This window comes from Pseudomonas sp. CFBP 13727, assembly GCF_014841915.1.
In the GTDB taxonomy this organism is placed as follows: Bacteria; Pseudomonadota; Gammaproteobacteria; order Pseudomonadales; family Pseudomonadaceae; genus Aquipseudomonas; species Aquipseudomonas baltica.
Genome location: NZ_JACYUT010000007.1, coordinates 66,639 through 90,098 on the forward strand (window position 1 = coordinate 66,639; position 23,460 = coordinate 90,098).

General features: G+C 55.5%; 12 protein-coding genes. 5 read left to right on the forward strand and 7 right to left on the reverse strand.

Annotation, left to right across the window (positions count from 1 at the left end):
• Positions 1 to 376: 376 nt before the first annotated feature.
• The 3 genes from IFT76_RS19940 to IFT76_RS19950 are packed head-to-tail and all read left to right on the forward strand — an operon-like array spanning position 377 to position 5,457.
• Positions 377 to 1,300 carry a DUF4007 family protein gene (locus IFT76_RS19940; protein ID WP_192059945.1) on the forward strand — a complete coding sequence of 308 codons (924 nt, stop codon included), beginning with the start codon at positions 377 to 379 and terminating at the stop codon, positions 1,298 to 1,300.
• Complete coding sequence (locus IFT76_RS20875) at positions 1,260 to 4,622, forward strand: ATP-binding protein (protein ID WP_244647989.1); 3,363 nt, start codon at positions 1,260 to 1,262, stop codon at positions 4,620 to 4,622. Before IFT76_RS19940 ends, IFT76_RS20875 begins: the two co-directional genes overlap by 41 nt.
• The gene (locus IFT76_RS19950) at positions 4,615 to 5,457 is read left to right on the forward strand and encodes a phosphoadenosine phosphosulfate reductase domain-containing protein (RefSeq protein ID WP_192059947.1); all 843 of its coding nucleotides are present in this window, start codon (positions 4,615 to 4,617) and stop codon (positions 5,455 to 5,457) included. The genes IFT76_RS20875 and IFT76_RS19950 overlap by 8 nt, the downstream gene beginning before the upstream one ends.
• Positions 5,458 to 5,462: 5 nt before the next feature.
• Here IFT76_RS19950 and IFT76_RS19955 read toward each other — a convergent pair whose 3' ends face one another.
• The 5 genes from IFT76_RS19955 to IFT76_RS19975 are packed head-to-tail and all read right to left on the reverse strand — an operon-like array spanning position 5,463 to position 16,768.
• Entirely contained in the window at positions 5,463 to 6,350 is an 888-nt protein-coding gene (locus IFT76_RS19955; protein WP_192059949.1) for a protein kinase domain-containing protein, read from the reverse strand.
• An 18-nt stretch (positions 6,351 to 6,368) separates the two neighbouring features.
• Positions 6,369 to 7,724 carry a DUF262 domain-containing protein gene (locus IFT76_RS19960; protein ID WP_192059951.1) on the reverse strand — a complete coding sequence of 452 codons (1,356 nt, stop codon included), beginning with the start codon at positions 7,722 to 7,724 and terminating at the stop codon, positions 6,369 to 6,371.
• A 19-nt stretch (positions 7,725 to 7,743) separates the two neighbouring features.
• On the reverse strand, positions 7,744 to 13,149 hold the full coding sequence (locus IFT76_RS19965; protein WP_192059953.1) for an FtsK/SpoIIIE domain-containing protein: 5,406 nt from the start codon (positions 13,147 to 13,149) through the stop codon (positions 7,744 to 7,746).
• Positions 13,143 to 14,696, reverse strand: a complete 1,554-nt coding sequence (locus IFT76_RS19970) for a hypothetical protein (protein ID WP_192059955.1) — start codon at positions 14,694 to 14,696, stop codon at positions 13,143 to 13,145. Before IFT76_RS19970 ends, IFT76_RS19965 begins: the two co-directional genes overlap by 7 nt.
• Positions 14,693 to 16,768, reverse strand: a complete 2,076-nt coding sequence (locus IFT76_RS19975) for a hypothetical protein (RefSeq protein WP_192059956.1) — start codon at positions 16,766 to 16,768, stop codon at positions 14,693 to 14,695. The genes IFT76_RS19970 and IFT76_RS19975 overlap by 4 nt, the downstream gene beginning before the upstream one ends.
• Positions 16,769 to 18,077: 1,309 nt before the next feature.
• Between IFT76_RS19975 and IFT76_RS19980 the strand changes: the two genes are divergently transcribed.
• Positions 18,078 to 20,273 carry a TonB-dependent receptor gene (locus IFT76_RS19980; RefSeq protein WP_192059959.1) on the forward strand — a complete coding sequence of 732 codons (2,196 nt, stop codon included), beginning with the start codon at positions 18,078 to 18,080 and terminating at the stop codon, positions 20,271 to 20,273.
• Between the two features lie 10 nt (positions 20,274 to 20,283).
• Here IFT76_RS19980 and IFT76_RS19985 read toward each other — a convergent pair whose 3' ends face one another.
• Complete coding sequence (locus tag IFT76_RS19985; protein WP_192059961.1) at positions 20,284 to 21,876, reverse strand: ATP-binding cassette domain-containing protein; 1,593 nt, start codon at positions 21,874 to 21,876, stop codon at positions 20,284 to 20,286.
• Positions 21,877 to 22,124: 248 nt separating this feature from the next.
• Between IFT76_RS19985 and IFT76_RS19990 the strand changes: the two genes are divergently transcribed.
• Positions 22,125 to 23,051: a hypothetical protein gene (locus IFT76_RS19990; protein ID WP_192059963.1), complete on the forward strand. Its 927-nt coding sequence runs from the start codon at positions 22,125 to 22,127 to the stop codon at positions 23,049 to 23,051.
• 42 nt (positions 23,052 to 23,093) lie between these two features.
• On the opposite strand, the gene IFT76_RS19995 is transcribed toward IFT76_RS19990, so the two are convergent.
• On the reverse strand, positions 23,094 to 23,375 hold the full coding sequence (locus IFT76_RS19995; protein ID WP_192059965.1) for a BrnA antitoxin family protein: 282 nt from the start codon (positions 23,373 to 23,375) through the stop codon (positions 23,094 to 23,096).
• Positions 23,376 to 23,460 lie beyond the last annotated feature (85 nt).

Consider the following 23,460-nt stretch of genomic DNA (forward strand, 5'->3'; position numbering starts at 1 on the left):
GGCTGAAACCTAAGGAATATTAGAGTCTTGGTTCTATAGGCGCGTATAGACCTCTACCCCGGTCTATGTGTTCTGCTACTCCAAACGGTACTCCAAGCTTGCAAATGCTGCTTTTTTCTGGAACACCCAAAGCCAGACGTAAGGATTCAAGCTGCTAACCCCTACATTTGACCATCAAAAGGCATGAATTTGCGACAGCGAACCCTGTCACAGAGCCTCACTGCTAGGTTGTGATTTTGACGCCTCTTCCCAAATCAGCGGCTTTTTAAACGCCAGAGCCATTGTGAATCAGTGTAAATTACTGTACATATGTACAGTATAAGATCATAGGTTCTCCAACTGGAGAAATCCACCAGTACGGGGTAAGCTTTGAGCCATGACGACCACAAACATCACAAAACACCGAATAGCCTCCGTTCACCTCTCCGGACATGAGACGTTTCCTCTGCGCCAAATGTGGCTTAAGAAAGCGTTCGATCAAGCGGGCAATGACGGATTGATTCCCAAGTCTACATTCACCGATGGGGCTGCAATTGCATCCTTCGGCGTTGGTAAAAACATGGTTTCATCGATCCGGCATTGGGCGTTGTCATGCGGGATCATGACCGAAGAAGGCGATGCATTTCGCGTAAAGAGCTTGGCAGTGGAGATACTGCACAATGGAGGTCTTGACCCCTATGCGGAGAACCCGTCTACAGCATGGCTCGTACATTGGCGTCTCGCCGGGCGGCACCACCGCTCGACCACATGGTATTGGCTCTTCAATCATGTGACAGCTCCAACCTTTACACGCCAAGAACTCGAAGAGCCTTTAGCGCTGTATGCCCGAAGCCTAGATCCCAAGCACCGCCTTTCTACAGCGACTATTTCGCGTGACTTGGAGACCTGTCTACGTAGCTACGCGCCACGGGCAGCAACCGGTTCTCCAGAAGATTTTGCCGAGCCTTTACTAGGGGAGTTGGGGCTACTGCAAGAAGTACACAAGGGGCAATATGCATTCCGGCGCGGCCCCAAGGCTTCACTTCATGATGGTGTCTTCACTTATGCCCTCATGGATTTTTGGCGCAGAACTGCAGACAGCCAAAGTTCGCTAGCTTTCGAGACCATCGCATATGCAGAAGGCTCTCCAGGTCGAGTCTTTAAGCTCGACGAAGAGTCGATAGCCCAGCGCTTAATCTCTTTGGCCGATCTGACCGGAGGCAAGTTAGCGTGGTCCGACTCCGCTGGCCTTCGCCAAGTCCACAAAAAACACCTCTCTGATGACGATCGACAAGACATGGTTAGGCGTGCATATGACTGAGGTAAAAGAGGCAGTGCTCGCCGACATCGTCCAGATTTCTCATCAGTACCAACGATCAATCCGTATTGACGCGGACATTGGCAGATCCGACGCACTCGACGGGTATATCTTCCATTCGACTGCAGCGACTGTGGTAGAGGGCATGAGTAGGCAGCTTGCCGCAACCAATCAGCGCAGCTTCACTTGGACAGGCCCCTTCGGCGGCGGAAAATCATCTCTGGCCGTAGTTTTGGCGAGCGCCCTCCATACTGATAAGAGCCTTCGCGCAAAAGCCCGATCTACACTAAATTTGGACTCGAAGCCAAACTTTGATAGTGCTTTTCCAGTTCAAGACGGGTGGCTCGTAATCCCAGTGGTTGGCCGGCGCGGTAGTGTCGTCAAGGAACTGGACTTAGCCCTTCGCAAGGCTCAGGACAAGGGTTTTGAAGGTCGCAGCAAACCCAATGCACAGGACGTTATCAATGAACTGATCGCCGAAGCCAAAGACCGCCCGAACGATGGTGTCTTGGTGTTCATTGATGAGATGGGCAAGTTCCTTGAAGCTTCGGCCTTAGGCGTGGGCGACGACGTCTACTTCTTCCAAGAGCTCGCAGAAGCATCTGCCCGCGCTGAAGGCAGACTGGTTGTGATTGGAGTGCTGCATCAATCTTTCGCACAGTACGCCAACCGTCTTGGTATCGACACTCGTGACGACTGGGGCAAGGTTCAAGGCCGTTACCTTGACCTCCCTTTCGTGGCGGCAAGCGACGAGGTTGTCGAGCTTATCGGCCGTGCAATCAATGCAAAGCGGCGACCCGAGTGGATACGGGGGGCCTCTGATTCTATTGCCGATGCCGTCAGGTCACGTCGCCCAGCCGTCGGCAATGATTTCGCTGTTGCTTTAGAACGCTGCTGGCCGCTGCATCCAACCATGGCTGCATTGTTGGGTCCAATATCGAAGCGGCAGTTCGGTCAAAATGAGCGGAGCACATTTGGCTTCCTATCTTCAGTCGAGCCTTATGGGTTTCGCGCCTATCTACAATCGACTCCGCTGAACCAATCGAACTGGTATCGCCCTAGCGACTATTGGGAATATCTGCGTGCGAACCTAGAGCCTGCCATCCTAGCTTCTGCAGATGGGCACCGCTGGTCCCAAGCTGTCGAAGCTGTGGAGCGCGCTGAGGCCAAATCTGGTGACTTGCTGCAGGTGTCTCTGATTAAAAACATCGCCGTCATCGACCTCTTCCGCACTGGTTCAGGGCTTGCCGCCGACTTACCAGTATTGTCGACCCTTTTCCACAGCGTGCCACAGGATGAGATCGAGGCCGCACTGAAGAAACTGGCCTCGCTCAAAGTGGCTCTGTTCAAGAGCTATACTGGAGCTTGGTCAGTTTTCGAAGGTAGCGACTTCGATATCGATGCAGCTATTGCCCAAGCTGTAGCGTCATCTCCTGGCATTGACTATGCCAAATTATCCCAGCTTATGGGAATGCACCCAGTGGTCGCCAAGCGGCACTACCACGAAACGGGCTCAATGCGCTGGATGGAAATTTCTCTGCGAAGCATCGAGCAAGCGGAAAAGATTGCAAGTACTTACAAACCCCAGCGGGGAGAGTTCGGCCAGTTCATCCTTGCGCTTCCCGGCCGAGACATGCCTCTTCGTGAGGCTCGAAAGCGAGCTCAGGCCTGTGCTTACGAAGAACCTTGGCCGGTGCTAGTAGGCATCCCGGATAATCACGCCCGCATCGCGGAACTGTCGACCGAATTGGTTGCATTAGAGCAGGTAAAGGAACGCCACGAGCTCGGAGGAGACCCTGTCGCCCGCCGCGAAGTATTCGCCCGCTTGGCCGCTACTCGCTCCGACCTTGAGGACCAACTTCAAGCTGCTGCCTCACTGTGCAAATGGCATGATGGTAACGACCAGGTTATTGAGCCTGGTGCAAAGCTATCACCTATTGCTTCAGACCTCGCCGACGACCTCTATGAGCATTGTCCTCGAGTGTGGAGCGAGCTAGTTAATCGCGATAGTGTGTCGAGCAATAGCGTTAAAGCCCGCCGTGATCTGTTACACGCAATGATCAACGCCGAAGGCCAAGAGCGGTTAGGTATTGAAGGCTTCCCTGCCGAGCGCGGCCTTTTCGAAACACTGCTCGTGGCATCACATCTATACCGTAAAGAGGGAGAGGCTTGGCGCGTCTGCGAGCCATGCGAGGCCTCACCAAAAGGCTTTTCCGAGTTCTGGGCGTTCACTCAGCAACTCTTTGCCGATACCAGCGCCCGCGTAAGCGTTAGCACCATCTATGACCATTGGAGCATGCCGCCGTACGGCATGAAGCGGGGCATACTGCCAGTTTTTCTGACAGCATTCTTGTTGGTGCACAAAGCCAACATCGCCGTATACAAGGAAGGCATGTTCATCTCTCGACTCAGCGATGCTGACATCGACGAGTGCCTCCAAGATCCGACCCGCTTTACGCTCCGCTGGATCGCGATTGATGAGGATAAGAGCCGAATTTTAGATGGCATTTCTCATCTCCTCGAGGAAGTTGGGGAAATAGGAGGGGCTGCTGATCCTCTAGAGGCGGCGCGTGGCCTTGTGGCGTTGATTTTTAATTTGCCAGAGTGGTCTCGGCGCACACAGCGGCTGGGTGAAACTGCCAAAGCAATTCGTGACATGCTGCTAAAGGCCAGCGACCCGCACAAAGTTCTGTTCGTCGACTTACCAACGCTGCTGGAGGTAGCCGATGGCAAAGCCTACGTGAATGCTCTGCGCGCGCCCCTGAAAGAAATCGCAACAGCTTATGCAATGATGCTATCCGAAGTAGAAGCCAAGATGCTTAAAGCGCTCGATGCGCCTCTCGACAACTTGGAATCACTCCGTGAAAGAGCACGGGCCGTAGCAGGCGTCTCAGGCAACTTCAGGCTCGATGCATTCTCGACAAGACTGGCGTCTTACGATGGCAGCCGCTCCATCTTGGAAGGTATTCTGAGCCTAGCCGCCGATAAACCACCACGCGACTGGGTTGACCGCCATATCGACGCTGCGGTGCTCGAACTCGTCCAATTCGCAAGACGTTTCCGCGAGGCTGAGGCCTTCGTCGCTGTCAAAGATCGTCCAGCACAAAGTGAAGCAATCGCAGTTGTCATTGGCGTAGGAGCGGAAACAACGACGATTTCTAGATCCTTTTCTATTTCAGAACGCCACCGTAAAACAGTAGAAGAAAAGGCCAGTGAAATAGCCAAAATGCTGGAAGCTCAAGGTCTTGATACTGACATCTTACTTGCCATCTTGGCCAAAGTCGGAATGAATCTGGTTATCGAAAAGGAACAGATGGATGACTGAGCGACACGTACTGGGTTTATCCGGAGGAAAAGATAGTGCAGCTTTGGCAGTGTGGATGCGTGATCACCATCCCGAGCTGGATATCGACTACTTCTTTACGGATACCGGCGAGGAGCTTCCCGAGGTCTACGAGTTCTTGGGACGACTCGAAGGCTATTTAGGCAAGCCCATAGAGCGACTTAATCCCCGTCGGGACTTTCGCTTTTGGCTGCGTGAATACAACCATTTCCTCCCCAGCGCACAGACTCGCTGGTGTACGCGTCAGCTCAAACTGGCACCGTTCGAACAGTGGGTCAAACCATGGCTGGCAGCAGGAGATAAAGTTTTCTCCTATGTAGCGATCCGGGCTGATGAAGAGTACCGCGAGGGGTACTCAGCAAAAGCCGAAAACATGCTTGTGAAATTTCCCTTCCGTGAGGCGGGCATCGACAAAGCTAGTGTCGTCGATATTCTCGAGTCCTCGGGATTGGGTTATCCAAAGTACTACGAATGGCGCTCTCGCAGTGGCTGCACATTCTGTTTCTTCCAACAGAAGATCGAATGGGTTCGCCTCAAAGAGCGTCACCCCGAGGACTACGAAAAAGCCAAGGAACTTGAGAAAGATGCATTGGAGCATGGCTCTCCTTTCACTTGGTCTAAGGGGGAGTCGCTTTGGGATCTAGAAAAGCCCGCTCGGATTATTGAGATAAAAGCCGAATATGAAGTCCGCCGTGCGCGCCTTCGTAAAAATATCCCTATAAACCCGCTCCGCCCAGTAAAAAGTTTCCCGGAGGACATCGATGACGTTTACGGAGACGACGAAGGCAATAGCTCCTGCCTCATCTGTCATAAATAGACTTCTCACCTAATGATTGCAGCCTCCAAGGCTGTACAGAACTCGGCGCTTGTCTGAAACCGGTTATTACTGCAATGGAGCAGAGCTCGCTCTATGACGGGAAATAGCTCCGCTGGCCCACGCCAATCAGCAGCGCGGACTATCCCAGTCGGGTGCCGGCCGCATGTTGCGTACCAAAAGACTGAAGCCAACTGGAATACGTCCGAGGTTTGGCCAATAGAGTCCGCGCAGCCCAAATTTTTGTTGAACGCCTCAGGCGACATCCATAGCGCGGGGCCAATCCTTTCGCCCACAAATGACAGATCGGGCCCGCCCTCATGCAGATCGCATAAGCCGAAGTCACTGATTGCCCAAGCACTGCCAACAACCAGAATGTTCTCGGGTTTGATGTCGCGGTGCAGGGCTTTTTCGTTGAGCTTCACTAACGCCTTAGAAAGACCAAGAAATTGCGCAAGATATGTCGCTGACGGAATCTGCTGTGGAGTTTTGGCGTGTTTGCCTAAGTCGTCTGATGCTTTCATGAGGACGACAAAGGGCAAATCCTCGGCTTGGCCTCGCTGCTGAGACACGAATCGACCATGACGCCTAACGCGCTCCATTCGGATGCCTGGCACAGTACCGGTTGCGACAAACCGGATGATGTGAGGGTCGTCGAAGCTACGAAGCAGCTCGACTTCGCGTTGAAATCGTTGCCGGCGACGTTGCCGCAGCTCAAGTTGAAATTTGACCGCGTAGCTGTCGCCTGAGAGCTTCTCGTTACATTCGTGGACAACGGCGTTACCTCCGGCCGCAATTCGCTCGCCAACGATGTAGACCCGACCATCATCACCCGTGATATGGTCGTCAACAGCATAGATACTAGATTTGTTCCGATAGAGCTCGACACGGCTCATGCTTGGGCTTCCATCTCTTTACTCTCCGTATTCTGCATCGTCGAGGTCGTAATCATCCTCGACTACGCCCAGGATGGAAGCACCATTGATGACCACAGCGGCGTCGATTTTACTTTCGCATCTAGCGTGTGCCCACTTTGAGTTTGACAATTGAAACACCGTGCTTCCAGCAGGCCAGTAGAGAACTGAGCTACCTAAGCTAGTCTCGCCTTCGTCAAATCCGTCACACCCACCGCAGACAAAACCTTCCGCTGGCGGGCACCCGTCACCGTTGAAAGTTGGATCGATCGCAAACCGAAGATCGCTTGCCGTTCCCGACACAATTTTGCGCTGCTCTTCGTCATCCATCGCAGCGGCATAGGTCCCTCTTAGGATCGCGCGAATGAGCGCCATGCGCCAATTTCGGCTAGATGCTGAGTTGGCCTGGGAGACGCAGTAAACAGCATACTTGCTAAGTGCAGGAACCTCCGAGGTGGGGGCAATCCGAGCGTCCAACAGTGTCAAGTCCTGCCGCAAGAGGCTAAGGTCTGCAGGTAATACGAAACCAGAGCGCCTCAGAGACAAAACCGCAAAGAAGAAAGAGTAGAAATCCGCTTTCTGCTTCCAGCGGGTCTTCTTCATTGGGTATGTTGAGTCGAAAATATTCGAAATGTCTGCGATCGCGCCCTCGAACTCCGAGCGTGCGGCAGCGGACTCAGTCGATGGCCACGTCGCATAGTCGCGACAACACTCGTCAATTGCATTCTTCTTATCGCTGATGCCTTTTAGCTGTGCAGCCAACAACTCGCTGACATATTCAACGTCGAGAGAACGCCGTCGCGCCGTGGCGTTGAATAAGCCCATCTCATCAAGGGCGTCTAGGTTGGCCATCTCCTCGGTGACTCTCAAAAACTCACCGGGAAAGTCAGCCTTTCGCAGTTCCTGCCTGTTAAGCGGCACTAGGTACTTGTTGACACGAGCGTAGACCTCCCGAAGTTCCTCAGGTGCCAAGCCAGAGGCCTCGTTGAAGTCGATCGAATAAAGCAAGATGTCATCTCGAATACCCTCTGACAGTTCGGAGAACTTCTTGCCCCCATAGGGCCCACTGTATGGTTCCTCTAATGCGAATCCGTCATTCAAAAATGAAAGGATCGTAGTGATCCGCTGCTGACCATCGATAACGCTTCGATACGTCCTCATATCCTTGATAGCTTTGGAAACGAAGATTTTTGGCATCGGAATGTCATTGAGGATACTGTCGATCAGCATCACACGAGCCGCATCACCCCAAACCTCGCGTCGTTGGTAGTCAGGTTGAAGAAGCAGTGTTCCATTTCCATTCCACTCTCGGATGTCGGCGATTGTGTGCGGGCTTGATTGCCATTTCTTCGCCATGATTTCTCCTTGACTCTCATTATTGGTTGTCCGCGCGTATTACGGCCACAGCGGCGTCAATGTCCTGATCGGATAGGAATGGGACTTGGGCGAACACTAGTCCCTGTTCGCCATTGAGCTTCGCTGCAAGATGCCCCCTCCCTAACAACAACTCAGCGCCCGATCGATCAAGCGCGATCTTGGAAGTCGCCTCACTGGACACTTTCAAAATCAGACGATTACCCAAGTTCTCGCGAAGCTGCATCGGCATCACATCTTTATCTGGACGCTGTGCTGCGAAGATCAAATGAATACCTGCCGCGCGTGCCTTCACTCCCAGACGCTGAACTGCCGTACCGACTGCTGACTTATAAGCATCGTCGAGCATCCAGTCTGCAAACTCGTCGTGAACCAGGAAGACCATTGGCAATCGCTCTTCGGTCGATACTTTCGAGTTGTAGGTCGGTAAATCGCGAGCTCTGGCTTTGGCAAAAGCGCGGTAGCGGTCCTCCATCTCTTCAACTAAAGCGTCGAGAACCTCCGCGGCTTTTTCCTTGGTAGTGACAATTTCATCCCGCATATGCGGTAAGTCGGCCAATGGGGCGTAGTCCACCCCCATCTTAGGATCAATCAAGATGATTTGGGCCAGCTCCTTGGGATTGGTCGCAGCGATATCTAATATAAGAGTCTGGATGAGTACTGATTTGCCACTGCCCGTACCTCCAGCCACCAATGAGTGTGGCTCATGCGATGAAAGCCCACCAAATTCAGCACCCAGATTCAGATACAGCAACGCTCCATTAATCTCCTGGAGCCCCAGAAGGAATGAGGTGTTGATACCCGCAACATTTCTATTGAGGTCTCTACGCGACCAAAGCTCCCAAAGCGATACAGCCTGCCTCTTTGCGCCTGCGACCGTAACGACGATCTCGCCTGGTTTAGGTTGGACAGTTACGAGGTTGATGGCGTGAGTAGTAAGGAGTTGTGTTCGTTTGTTCTCGATATCTTCGACACGCAAGCGATCAGAACCTGCCAGACGGACGAGACAGCCGTTTGGAGTCAAGCGAGTGCCGAGAATAGCCGCCTGAAGACCGTAGCTATTAAGCGCAGATTTAAGCTTCTTTGTGACCTCTTGGGCCCACTCCTCCCGTTCGACATCGGCTTGCGCACCACCGGAGAACTTTGACGCAACCAGATCATAGAGCCCGCCTCCGAAGTTGGAATTCGTAACAGAAAGCCGACTAGAAGTTGAATCTGCGATAGTTACAGATGCAAGAGTCGGCTCCTCTGTCAGTGCTGGAGGCGCGACCACTGTGCAACTCGGCGCAGCCGTCTCGGAGTCTTTGCTTATCGAAGCGACTTCTTCAACAAAAGTATCGATCTGCCCACTCGATAGCTGGCCTATTGCGGCCAACCATGGCACTCGCGCGGCGGGCAATTTAAAACAGTGCCCTTCCCAAGGTTGCTGGGCCCCAATACCTGATCGAACCTCGTGACCTCCAGAGCCTTTAGCATAAGCTTCGGCGAGTTTTCGCAAGTCCGGCCGATCGAAAACCTCCTGCCAGGCCATCACGCCCTCTGACTCTTCAAGAAGCTCCTGGTCAGAAGCCGAGGCAGACCCTGCGTCCGAAGTGTGAACGTAAACGTGCGAGTACCCACGCAGGGAAATCTCTACATCGCCATCTCGCAACTTGGCGCGAGCACGCTCCATCAAACCCGTCATACCGGGCGGGATGTCCGCATCTATAAGCATATCGGCCAAGCGGGCCAACCAAATATCCCGATCAAGACGACCAGGATCACCGAAGAGCGCCTCACGGAACATGCCCAATGTTGCCAGTAGCTGATCCTTGGAGCCTCGTCGCGCCTGAGCCACCCCATCGGCTCCAACATATTTTGCCTCAACAATTGAAATGACAACGCGAACAGTCTCCTCGTACTCCTCAACGTTGAGCGCCAAAATATCCGCGATACGGCTTTCCGGTTGAGATAGCCAGCTTGCGTAATCGTCGAGTAGGAAATAGGCGGTCAATACCTGCCTACCATTCGCTGAGGCTTGGAACTCCTCTGCAAGCAAGTAACGACTTAGCACAAGGCCTAGCATCTCTCCGGCAGATACACCTCGCTTGGCTGCACGCAGTACGATATCTCCGGAGACTGAAAGTGCGTCGCGCTTCGCTTTATCGACAGCGATTTGAATCTCATCGGATCCGAGCTGGAGATTCAACTCATCCAAGCGTCTACGAACCAACACGCTCAACAACCGAAGCTCCGAGGTCGAGCTAACAATCATATTGCGGCCATTAGTCGAGCCTCTACGGTAGCGCACCACCGTGATGTCGTTGTGCTGAAGCTGGCGCTTGTCGAGAAGCTCGTCGTAGGTGGCTACCCATTCGGCCAGCTCGTGAGCGTCCTTGATTATTTCAGCCAGAGCTGGGCTTTGAAGGGAAATGCGGCGTGCAGGCAGGAATCGCTCCCCTGGCATAGCGTCCGTCTGCCGGCAAACTGCGGCGACAGCCGACACGTACGCCCAACCTGATGCCGTTTGCCATGGGCAAACTAGGAATGTGGTCGACTTCAGCTCGTTCTCACCTGACACGCTCCGGTAAGACCAGCGGGAAGGCGCATGATCTAAGTTCGGCCGATCGTTGGTCCACTGCACTGGGAGCCATTCTGTTTGGGCCTCGCGCGCGACCACGTCATGCAGGAAAGCCACATCGAAAGCCTTAAAACCCAGCGCACTCTCTCTTGGAGTCGCCGAGAGGGGCATTACAGAAATACGCAGCTTCGAGATGAAGTTTTCGCTGGTTTCGCTGACTACTGGCAGATCAGGATCGTCACCAGCCTTGTTGACCAGTTCGCCATAGATTCGCCGCAGCTTTCCTGGATCTGAATGACGTACCGAAACGCTGCAGTGGAGCTTGCCATCCTCTTGTATAGAGGAGAGTTCGCGCACTGTGGCCAGCGGCAACTCAGCTGCATCTGCGTTATAAAGCACAACGCTAAGGTTGCTTGCCTCGTGGGGCTGCAGCCCAACATAACGCTCCAAGAGCTCGCGCGCCTGTTTGGCTGCAGCCGTTGGATCGACATCGGTCATGGCTTCCTGAGCGCCACGCGTCGGTGACTCCAAAAGACTATATCCGTTAACCGTGCTGCTCTCGGAGACAAGCGTCAAAGCGCCGCCCCGATTGAGAACCGCAATCTCTGGATAGAACGGATGAGCGATCTCGTCGGTAAGTTCCCGCATAAAAATCTCGCGGTCACCATAGAGAATGCTAGCGCTTGAGAGCAAGTGTGTAGCGAAACCGGCAACGCGTCGCGTCTTTACCGCAAGAGCCTTCATTCGTTCTGGATGCCAAGGCGGGATGATAACTGCTGGGTTCTCGCCGGCAACACGCACCGTCCCGACCGATAGTATTTCAGCGACCAGCCGCGAGCGACACACATCACCACGAGCATTTACCATCAAGGTGTTCAACAGTTCGGCGTAAGACTCCGCTTGACGCATCACGGCATCGCCATGTAGCCCAGTCGTGACGAAGTCCTCCATTGCCTTGATGTAATCCTCCTCGAACTTATCCCACGATACCTTTACCTCGCTCTGCTGATGAGCCGTCAGCCTACCTTGCTCGGCGAGCTCTTTGATCCGGGTCTTAATCACATGGCGCAGGCTTTGGAGCTTGCTGGCCGAAGAAACCAGTGACCCCGCATCAGTCGAGTAAGTCGCCTCCAGCGTCCCAGTGTCGAGCAACGAGACGTTTTGTACCCCACCCTTCTTGCTTACTAACTTGCGGGGGACTTCGGTACAACCTACCCCGCCCTTCTCCAAGAGGCGGCCCATGTCTGCGACCATCGACAGGCCAATTGACATGGGCTTGTAGCTCCAAAGGAGCTGCGTTTTAGCTAACACTGTCTCTTTGTCCTTAGCGATCTGGATCAAGGCAACGTCAAACTTGATCTGCAGGGCTAGGCGCGATAGCGACGGATTCGGACGAACCTTGCTCTTCTTATCATTGCGAAGCTCCTTCTCCTTAGCGAAGAAGGCCTCATAGTCGAAGAGGGGATCGGGTAAGTTTGCATTGCCCAACCGCTCTACCTTCCATTCTACCTTGGAGCCCATGAGCTCCTTTAAACCGCGGTACATAGCCGAGAAGTAGCTGCCGGCGTCGTAGTTGAATCGCTCGCGCCACTCCTTACGGCCTTTGGTCACAGTGAAACGTAGGATCCGCTCTCCTTCCGAATCACGCAGGCCGGCATGCAAGCTATTAACCACTCGAGCGAAGCCTTCGAAGAAGTCATTGCAGTCAATGGGCTTGCCATAGAGAGCTTTTTCCCAGCGCGAGCAAAGTTTGCTGTCTTGCTCCAAGAGCCTTCGCTGCTTAACGAAAAATTCTTCGTCCTCCTCCGTGAAGTCAGAGCGACGCTCACGCCCCTTCAAGTCCTCCAATAGCTTGCGACCCTCGGCATTGAGTGAGTCCTCCTGATCACACTCATGATCGAAGAAACGGATCGTGGACTCTGCTAAGCCAAATTGCTTTTCTTTCGGTTTGTCAAAGGCAAGATAAACGCCATCGCTTTCCCACTCGAATTGGGCGAGGGCATCGGATGCCTCCTGATCTCCAGCAGGAGCTGCGACGAATGCATCAAGGGCTTGGCGGGCCCCTTCCGAAATTTCTGCAGTATTCGCCTCGACTCGCTCAGTAATTTCCTCCGAGTCAAGAGGCTGGCCATTCTGGCGGAGTTTTTTAAGCAGCGGCGCACGCTGAGCAAAGAGTTTGGTGAAAGCCTTGTGCCATGGTTTACGCGATGCTGAGAAAGTTTTGGCATTCGAGAAGAAGGCGCTGTCTCTGGGGAGTCCCGCGCATGGTAAGGCGTAACCAACCGCATCACGGATGGGCAGCCCGTGCGTGGCGATAGCCTCGACAATTGCAGAACAAAACTCGCCAAGCTGCACTAACGAAAGTTCCGAGGATGCTAACAATCCGGCTAGGGCTGAATGGAACACCGATCGGTCGTCGAGGACTGGTGCAATACCGCCCGAATGAAGCGTGGCCTCGACCCACGGATCAGGGTCAGCCCTCATCTCTTTGGCGCCAATGGCCATGACATGACCCAATGTGTCCGCGAGGTTGTGCTCGTTCCCATTGGCAGTCAGGATCGCCGCTTTGGCGGTCAAAGCGTTATTGCGCACATAGCCTGCGTTATGTGGAATCAGAATGTCAGACGGTAGGCCTTGGCCTTCTACCAAGGCCTCCGGAATCATGAGTTCTACCCGGGCAAGCAGGTCCGGATTGGCAAGGATGGCTCGTGCGACTGCCCCGATCTGACTGGATGAAAGCTTGTCTAGCCTGAAGAGCGCAGCCAAATCACCAGACTGGCCAGGATTAGATATGCGTTGGGCGAGAATATTCGCGCCGACACGCCCAATAATGCGATCAGTCAGCATGCCGCTTCTCCCTGAAACGCAAACGGGTTTTCTACAAATGAGCAGGAGTCAGAAAGCCTGCGAACCAAGCCCAAGCTGACGAGACGGGCCTCAAGATTGTTTCGGTTCTCGCTGAGTTCTTCTTGGTCTACTAACTTGGCGCTGACTAAACGCGCACCCTCTGCGTCACCAATTACCAGGCCATATCGGCACTTGGCTTCGGCGAGAAACTCATCGAACTGCATCCTGTCTTCCACGATGGAAACCACAATCGACTTGAGTAACCTATCGTTCGGCGCATAGCGGGTGCGTCTCGATAGTCTGCGTGAGCTGAGCCCGATAGCACGCGACCATGACGCATGAATTTTGCCAACATGCTGCTGATGGCGTGCCAAAGCATTATCAGCCAGTTTGGTAACCAACTCATCTGGACTCTTATCGGTGGAGTCCTCGTCGTCGCCGCCATCAGTCGGCGGCCACTGGAAGCGGTCACGCATGATTTTTACACGCTCAGCATCCGGAAACTCTGCAGACTCAGCTGCAGCCCATTCAACATTCAACCGGATCGACTCAACATGAGCCCGCACCGCCTTTGCTGGCAGCCCTTGATTGAATTGATAGCTATCGCCAGAAAGCGCTCGCACCTTCGTTCGCTCCTTGGAGACGATTTCGCAGATAATCTCGACCGGATCGTCATCACCAGCAACCCGCTTAGCTCGTTCCAAGAAATAGAGCAGCATGTTCAGGCCAGTGATCGCGATCAAATGCTCCAATGCATCATAGATCGGCATATCCCTGTCCAAGATCGACAACCAGTCGTCGCAGATTTGATCGAACCGATTATTGGCAATTTCGGGTAGATAACCCGAAAGCCGGGGCTCTTCGACACCCTGCGGCGTACCTTGCAGAGCCCTAACCAAACGATTCATCGTTGCTTCGTTATCGAATAGGCGCTTGGCAAGGCTGTCACCGAGCTCCGCTCCACGCTTAGCCCGTGTGAGCATGAGATAGAGCAGCTCGCCTGTACGAGCAAAGAAGCGACGATCGTTGCTCATATTTCCTTTTGCATTGATCGCCAAGTCCTCATAAAGAGCGTCTGGGCCGAAAGGAAAGACGAACTTGGAACTCCAGCGCTTGTTACTGCGAGACTCGAATGACGAGGAACGCAGCAGTTCGATAGCCTTTGCGAAGTCATCAAAGCTAGTGAATGAGCGGCGCAGATAAGTCATGTCTTCATCACCATTACCTGTGGCCCCCTGTTTAAAGCGCTCAAACCACTGCTTCCATTTCTCCTCATCAGATGCGGCGTTCTCGGCAATCGATTCGACGTATGGGTTGTTGAACAGTAACCCACGCAAACGGACTTGCCGCTGCGGCTTGAACATAACTGAGCCGCCCTGATCCTGGTGAGGCCTGAGCGGCTGATCCAAGTTAGAGCCGAGTACGCCCAAGAACTCTAGAACAGTCAGGTGAGGAAGCTGCTCGTCATAAAGGCGATGACCCCAAATGTTCTCGTCGACGCAAAAATCGACGCTTTTAATCTCAGGCCTCTTGATTATTCCACTCATTCCGAAATCCTCACCGTCACAGGGCGTGAAAAGCCGCGACCACCTGGCTCAATATCGATGAAGTTGAGTGTCAGCATGGCGGTCTCACTACCTACTTCATCATCATCTCCTGCTAGACTGGCTTTCTTGACGATCTCGGCCTTCCGCAAGAGCTTCGCCTTGAAAGCCAGCAGATCTTCGAGGCACTCATTGGAGAAGCTCGCTGGCAAAGCCCCCTCAGCCACACGCGAGAGAAACTCATGACGGATAGGGGTCAAGTCGAAAGCAACCGAATTGCCCGGGCCCGCAGCGATCGAAACGTCGAGTCGAGGGCGGCCCGTATCCTCGACAAGCTTGATCGCCATACCTACGCCGCCCTGCCTGCGGGAGAGCGTCTCGTGGTCACAAAGCACGCTGACTCGGCTTTGAGTGAAACCGCCCGAACTAGCGATGAAAATACGATCTTCGTTTTCGAGAAGGAGACCTGTTAATACGCGGTTAAGGCCCTTAGCAAGGCGTCCGCGGACTATCTCGCTAACGGGCTTCTGAGCCTTGAGCGCTTCTATGATTTCTAAGTAGTCTCCAGCAAAGCAGAATGCGGTCATCGACCAATGCGAATAACCTATTTCCCCATCCGGAAGTGTGAAGAAGAGCCTACGTCGCTGGTCTTCAAGCATCGCAAGGAACTCAGCCGCTTCTCCTTCCAAGCGTGCCCACTCATACCCTTCCAAATAAGAATTCTGGGAAGCGTGGAAGGCAGTCGTGGCCCCATAGATAGGATCGATCGCGACCAAACGGTCGAAGTCGGCTTGCAGCCGCAAATCATCCTTCCCATAAACCAGCAACCCATCTGCAGCATTGGTGGACTCATCGCCCACGCCAAAGCTGGACATCGCCTTGAAGATGGGCCGGTCAGAGGTTCTGCGCTTAAGGAGATTGGCTCCGAACGCGTTGGCATAGACACTAGCCGCCCCAAGATTGCCTCCTTCCTGGATCTTAGCGACATCAGCACAGGTCAGCAGGTTGTCCTTGGCCAGCTTGGCATCGGAGCAACCGAGGATCATATTTGAACAAAGCGCAAGTAAGTCGCGTATAGGTAGATGCAGCCCATTGTGCCTGGCGATTTCAACCAAATCGCCCAAGCGACGAGAGAGCTGTCTACCATCCGCCTCACCCAAAAGCCTGCGGCGATTCTCGTCGATGGGACAAACTTTACCGTCGGCCTGAAGTGCGCAGCGTTTGCAATTGTCCCACTCGGGATGCCCCGCCACAGCCGTAGCCACCTCATCTAACGTTTTGCGGCTAGTCGAGCGACTAAGATCGAACACAGTCAGGCGCTCTGGTGCTGGCCCGGCCTGTAAGAAGCGCTCTTGCAGCGGCTTGCGAAGTGGGTGATCACGCTCTTGGCGACGTCCTAAATCACGTAGACGATCAAGAATTTGGCCATGGTTTGCGGCAAGAATCACTACCTCAGAATCATCGCCTTCTAGTACCGATCGTTCCAGTCGCCGCAATGGCAGATCGCTCTCCTCGCCATTGAGCTCGGAAAGATCCTTGATAAAGACAGCCAAGCGACCATCCGCGAGGTGTAACTCTTTCACGTTGCCCTTGGCTGCCCAAGCCTTGGGGTCCCCGCCAATACGCTCCCACAGGGCACGGCAATGGTACGTCTTACCATCACCAGCAGTTCCAGCTATCAAAATAGATCCTAGAGCCTTGGATTCAATGTGCCGCACCATGTCCTCTAATAGAGGTGTCGATAGGCTTATCGGCTTTACTCCTGCCTGTGCCAACGCCCTCGAAACGTACTCGTCGAACATGGCCAGATTGCTCGATGACGGCCCATAGCTACGTAGGAATTGAACCCAATCACTTGCCGGTGGAACCTCAATATCAGTACGCCGTACAGAGCCGCCACGACCTTTACCGGCCCGCAATACCCCCTGTCCTATCAGGGCGTCACGCGTTTGCCAATAAAACTCATCTCTTAGAAGTGGAAACCGAATCCTGAGTTGCTCTAACAACGACTGGTTTCCAATACTGGAGCCATCGGGGGGGACGGCGGCCAGCAAGGCCTCAACCAACTCATTCATGCACCAAACTCCCTCTGGCACCAGTCTTGACAGGTACCATCCGAATCAAATAATGACTGTGAATAGGGTAGGTGCACTGTAACGCTGCGGCAGCAACGCATATTGAGGACCATCCCTGTGATACCGCGACCTTCCATTGCTATGCCGGTCACCTTATCTACTGACCGAGCGCGGGTAAAGGCTTTGTGCGGGGTTCGTATGTGACCGGTCCGTCAACCCATGAATAGCTTCCACCTACTCGTTTGACGGCGAGTGCTGGCAGATCTCCCATCACATACGTAAGTCGCCAGCCGTGAATGGTCAACCAAGTCTCGCTGTTTACCAGTTCCTTCAATGCGCCACCCAATTGCTGGACACTGCATCTGTACTTGCCGCTGAAACGGACGATGCCAATCAGAAGCTGTGTTGCGCGCTCAATCATGCTGTGACTTTGCTTACCGAGACGAGCAGATAGTTGGCGGAGGACTCACTGCCTCCTTCGCCTCCTTCCTGCACTCCCTGTATTCAATCGACCCACCTCGGTAACCCCTGCACACGCTACCGTAATCCACCCGGTTATCGCTGACACTCCATGAAGCGGTGTATGAATTCTTCCTGTCCCAACCGAGTATTTGGTGCGACTCAGAGCTACTGCTGCTACCACCACGCCGAACCGGCTGAGTACCCTGCCCCGCCTTGTACTCCGCCAGATACTGCGCCGACACCATCCCCTGCACGGCCCGTTCCTCCCGCGCAGGCCTGGGCGCATCGCCATACCGACAGCGCAACGTCTGATCAGTAATCGCATTGTCCCCGCCCATGCACTCCTGCAAGCTTTTTGGCGCAGCTGGAGCCACTGCTTGCACAACGGGCGCAGATACAGGCGCAGGCTCAACAACTGGCCGTTCCAACCGCTCAACCGGTTGAGGTAGCGCAGCCGTGCGCGCCGGCTCCAGATACGCCGCAATCCGCGACCAGTTCATCCCCACCGCTACCACTGGCACCAACAGCCAACACCACCACCCCGGATGCACACGTTGTTGAACGCGTGGTCGCGGCGCTATGGGCTCGTCGAGCAGGTCGTCTTGCTGACTCATTTGAATTCCATTTCCCAGACAAAGGTAGAAACACCATCACTGAACTAACTATCGGTAGCCCTTTGCCATTCTTTAGACGTTGCCCCTCCGCTGCACCGTCATAGTGCCGTGTGAAAAATCCCTTAAAAAATCGTTAACGCTTCGTGAAACTCTTGCTAGGATATTCGACTGAGATTCATTCGCACCTGCCAGGAAGGCGCCCCTTAACCTCTATCTTCGTCGGAATTCCTTCCATGGTCCTTCGTTTTCCTTCTCGCCCTACTCTTCTGGCGCTGTGCTGCTCTGTGAGCATCGGCGCCCACGCGGCGGACGCTCTCGTGCTCGATGCCACGTCGATCGACGCGCAAACCAACAGAACCACCAAGGGCGCTTCACCCGATGTGTTTGCCGGTGGCCAAGTCGCGCGCGGTGGGCAGATGGGTGTACTGGGTAACCAGGACAACATGGATGTGCCGTTCACGCTGACCAGCTACACGTCGAAGCTGATCGAAGATCAGCAGGCGGAGGACGTGGGCGATGTGTTGCTCAATGATCCGTCGGTGCGTCAGTCGTTCGGTTTCGGCAACCAGGCGCAGGTGTTCGTGATTCGTGGTTTGCCGCTGTCCAGTGATGACATTTCCTACAACGGGTTGTATGGGGTGTTGCCGCGGCAGATCATTTCCACCGATGCGGTAGAGCGGGTCGAGGTGTTCAAGGGGCCGAACGCGTTCATCAATGGCGTGAGCCCGACGGGGACCGGGCTGGGCGGCAGTGTGAACCTGGTACCCAAGCGGGCAGGTGATGAGCCTATCCGTCGCTACACGCAAGACATCAGCACGGATGGCCGCGTGGGCGAGCACCTGGACCTGGGCCAGCGGTTCGGCGAGGACAACCGTTTCGGTGCGCGGGTGAACCTGGCGCAGCGCGAGGGTGATACGGCGATCGACGACGAATCGCAGCGCACCAAGCTGTTTACGCTGGGGCTGGATTATCGGGGTGACAACTTCCGACTGTCCGGCGATTTTGGTTATCAGAAACAGCGCATCAACAACCTGCGCAACTCGGTGCGCTTAGGCACGATCACGAGCATTCCACGGGCGCCGGATGCCAGCCACAACTACGGTCAGGATTGGACCTACAGCCAGACAGAAGACACCTTCGGCATGTTGCGTGGCGAGTGGGATCTCAACGAGGACTGGACGGCCTACGTGGCGGGTGGCGCGAAGCACACGCGTGAGAACGGTGTGTACGGCACGCCGGTGCTGACGGATTCGAGCACGGGTGCGGCGACCATCGGCGGGTCGAAGATTCCGCACGACGAAGACAATGCCACGTTCATGACCGGGATCAACGGCAACCTGCAGACCGGGCCGGTCAGCCATCAGATCAGCCTGGGCGCGTCGAGCATCTGGACCGAGCAGCGCAATGCCTATGAGTTCTATCAGTCCACGGGTACCACCAATATCTACAACACCGCCTCCTTGGCGAAGCCGACTGCGGTGAGCTTCGCGGCCGGTGACATGAGCGATCCGGGCATCACCGGCAAGACGCGCAACCGCAGCCTGGCGGTGTCGGATACTTTGGGTTTCTTTGACGATAAGGTACTGGTGACGGCCGGCCTGCGGCGCCAGCAATTGCTGGTGCAGAACTATGCCTATGAGTCGACCACAGGTGTCGGCGGCTCGCGCACTTCCATGTACGACGAGGCGATCACCACGCCGGTGTATGGCATCGTCTACAAGCCGGTTGAATCGGTATCGCTGTTTGCCAACCGTATCGAAGGGTTGTCGGCGGGGCCTACGGCGTCGGGCCAGGTCGTCAACGTGGGTGAGGCCTTTCCGCCGGGGCGCACCAAGCAGGTGGAAGCAGGGATCAAGCTGGACAAGCAATCGTGGGGTGCCACGCTGGCGGCGTTCCGTATCGAGCGCCCAACCGATGGTTTCACGCAGAGCTTTGCAGCGCCCGGTGGCGGTACCGTCGATGTGTACGTACGCGATGGCAAGCAGGTCAACCGCGGGGTGGAGTTGAGTGTGTTCGGCGAGCCGGTGGAAGGCTTGCGCTTGATGGCCGGCGGTACGCGCCTGCAGTCTGAACTTGAGGACACAGCGGGCGGCTTGAACGACGGCAACCACGCTATCGGCGTGCCGACGTTCCAGCTCAATGCAACGGTGGACTGGGACGTGCCGGGGCTGAACGGCCTGGCACTCAACGCCCGTGCCCTGCGCACCGGCGGGCAGTATGCCGACCAGGCGAACACCCTGAGCCTGCCCACCTGGAACCGCTTCGACGCAGGCGCGCGTTACACCTTCAAGGTCGAGCGCAAGGCCGTCACCCTGCGCATGAACGTGGAGAACATCACCGACAAGAACTACTGGGCCTCAGCCAACGGCGGCTACCTGACCCAGGGCGAGCCACGGCTGGTGAAGTTTTCCGGCACGGTGGATTTCTAAAGGGTGATGTTTATGGGCGTGGATGATGCAGGAGCAACTCCTGGTCCACGCCCAGCGCGTCGATGAAGGCGTCGTCATGGGATACAACCACTAGCGCACCTTGGTATTGACCAAGCATCTGCTCCAGCGCCAGCCTGCTAGGCAGGTCTAGGTGGTTGTCGGGCTCGTCCAGCAACAAGAGCTGGGGTGGCCGTTGCGCGTGCAGCAGCCCCGCCAGCGCTATCTTGAGACGCTCTCCGCCGCTGAGCTGTGAGGTCTGCAGCTGCACGCGGTCGGCGTCGATGCCCAATTGCGCCAGGCGGGTCCTGGCTTCGGCTTCGGGCAGTTCCGGGTTGCTTTCGTAAAGCCACTGCACCGCAGTGCGTTGCGGGTGTTCGAGCCCGGCGTGTTGGTCCAGCCAACCTAACTCCACATTGCAAATGACCTCGCCTGCGCGTGCGGGCAGACGGCCGCTGATGACCTGAAGCAAAGTCGACTTCCCGCTGCCGTTAGCGCCCCTGACTGCGACGCGCAGGGGCCCGGTGAGGGTCAAATCGATCGGCGCGGCGTGGCCGAATGGCAATGTCAGCTCATTGAGTTGCAGTACTAGTTTGCCATTGGGCACGACGGTTTCCGGAGGCAGCATGATGCGCTGGACATCCGTGGCGCAGCGCGCACGTGCATCGGCAATACGTTGTAGTTGCTGGTCGCGTGCGAGCTGTTGCGTGAGGAGTAATTTGCCCTGGCTGTTCTCGCTGCGTTCTTTCTGCGCGTTGGTGATCAGCTTGGTCTGGCTGCCATCACGGGCGTTACGATCGCCGCGGGCATTGCGCCGTTGCTGACGCTCCATCTGCACGGCCATTTCCCGCTGCTCGCGTTTGGCTTGGGTGCGTTCGCTTTGCAAGGTCGCCTGGAAGGCGTGCTGCTCCTGCTCACGGGCGGCGACGTAATGGCTGTAGTTGCCGCCGTAAACTGCAAGACCGATGGGCGACAGTTCGACGATTTCGTTCATGAGCTCAAGCAGGGCGCGATCGTGGCTGATCATCACCAGTCCATTCGGCCAGCGCTGGATTTGCTGCGCCAGCTTCTGCTGTTGGTCACGGTCAAGATGGTTGCTAGGCTCGTCGAGGATCAGCCAATCGGCGGTGGATAGCCAGGCGCCGAGCAGTGCCACGCGCTGGCGCTCGCCACCACTGAGGGTGTACGTCGGTGTGTCGGCGGACAGGTGACCCAGACCGTTCAGGTCCAGTTCGGCGGAAAGACGTGCTGCGCAATCCCAGTGGCCCATCGCGAGCGTATGGTCGTGATCGTCGAGACTGCCCTCCGCAATCCGTTGCAACGCTCGCAGGATGTGTTCGACGCCCGCAAGTGCCGCCACGGTAGGAAAGCGCTCTGGTTCGAGCAACTGCGAGACGAGATGGACATGCCCCTCGCAACGGACGCAGCCACTGCTAGGCGCACGCTCGTCGGCCAGCAACTGACCGAGCAGGGATTTACCACTGCCATTGGCGCCAACGATGCCGGTGGCTTTGGCATGGAAGCCGTGATTGAGGTTGTCCAGCAGCAGGCGCCCATCTGGCAGGGTGAGGCAAAGATGGTCGAGCCGGAGATTTCGTAGGGTCATGGGGCTCCTTGTGTAATGACCTTCGGATAGCACCAGCATGAACTTGGGGAATTACCACGTCACACCATTTCGGTTTCGAGTTATTGCCCCGGCCTTCTCTTGGAAAACAGCCCTGTTAGGATGCCCCCCCCTTTGCTGGCCTGGCAGGACAAAACACCTCCAGCCGCATCGGAAAGGGTGGCCAACAGCTGGCCATGTCCTGTGACTCAATCGTCATCGATCCCCCGGGTAAGGTTCCAGGTACAGATATGCAATGGTTGAAGGACAAGTACGCGGCCACTTCAGTGGCACATCGGCTTTATATGGTTTCGATAGTTCTAGTCTGCTTGGGTTTGTTACTGTCCAGAAGCTGGGGCACTGCCGCTTTGGATGTAACCAGCATGATCGCTGCCGGCTTCATGATTGCGGGCTTCATCATGTGGTGTCTGCCAGTGGCCCGCTGGATGCGTAAGAAATGGCATAAGCCGTTGTACAAAACGCCTATCGTTCTGTTGCACTTGTTAGCACTGCTGGTCGCAACCGGGTTATCGCGCTTTGCAGTTTCCGAAGCATTGGGCTTGCCGCCGCAGTCTTTTGATCTGACGGTTGGCCTGCTGGCGTTGCTGTTCTATATACCGGCGTGGATGGCGGTGGTGGCGTTTTTGCTGTTCCTTGGTGGACTGCTGCTGCTTGCAGTCACAGGTATTGCGGTGGTTGTTTTTGCGGCTATTCAGATGGGTGCCTCATTCCTGAAAATCTTCGGCGTTAATTACTCTCCTCAGTTCAATCCGGCTATGGCGTTGTTCCACTCCGGAGGCGCTATTGCAGCTGGCATGGTGCTGGTTGCGTGCTATTCGTTCTTCACTGACAGCTATCAGCCTTGGGTGCTATCGGCGATCAGAACAACTGCCGTGATCGCCGATTTTCACCCCGCCCCGAATTACCCCGGTGTGCTACCCGGTGAGAGAATCCACCCGTTGGATAACGGTTACACGGCCTATGCACAGGAGCAGCCTGACCACAGCATCGTGATTGGCGTCAGGACGCAGGAAAACATCGCGCATGATCAGCCGTTGTCCAATCCCATCCCCTCTCCGGGGCAGGTGATGAGGCCGCTGTTTGAACGGTTGTCTGTTCCGGTAGAGCCGGGGAAAGGCGTCCTGAACGAAGCAGCAGAACCGCGCGTTCATCCGTAAGAAGCTGGGCATGGCCGCGACGTTCACGACGAAAACCCGCCGTTAACTCTGCACATCCGAAGGGTCATGAGTCTTGAGCCAGTCCGCCAACGCCGCATTCATGCGGATTTGCCAACCGGGCCCGGAGGCTCGGAATTCAGCGAGCACGGCAGGTTCGATGCGGATCGAAATACGCTCACGCACGATGCCAGCCTTGGGCCGGCCACGGCGGATCACTGGAGTACCTTCGTACTCGTCGGCGCGCTCGAAAAAGGCGTCGGTCAGCTCCGGAGCATCGTCAGGGTCAACCCAGTCGATGCCGATAGCGGTCTTGTTCTCGCTCATTGGCTTTCCTCATGGAAATGATGCGGCGCACGGGATCCACACCCCGAGGATCACTCGCGCGTGCACAGGCCTGCGGCGCTGAAGA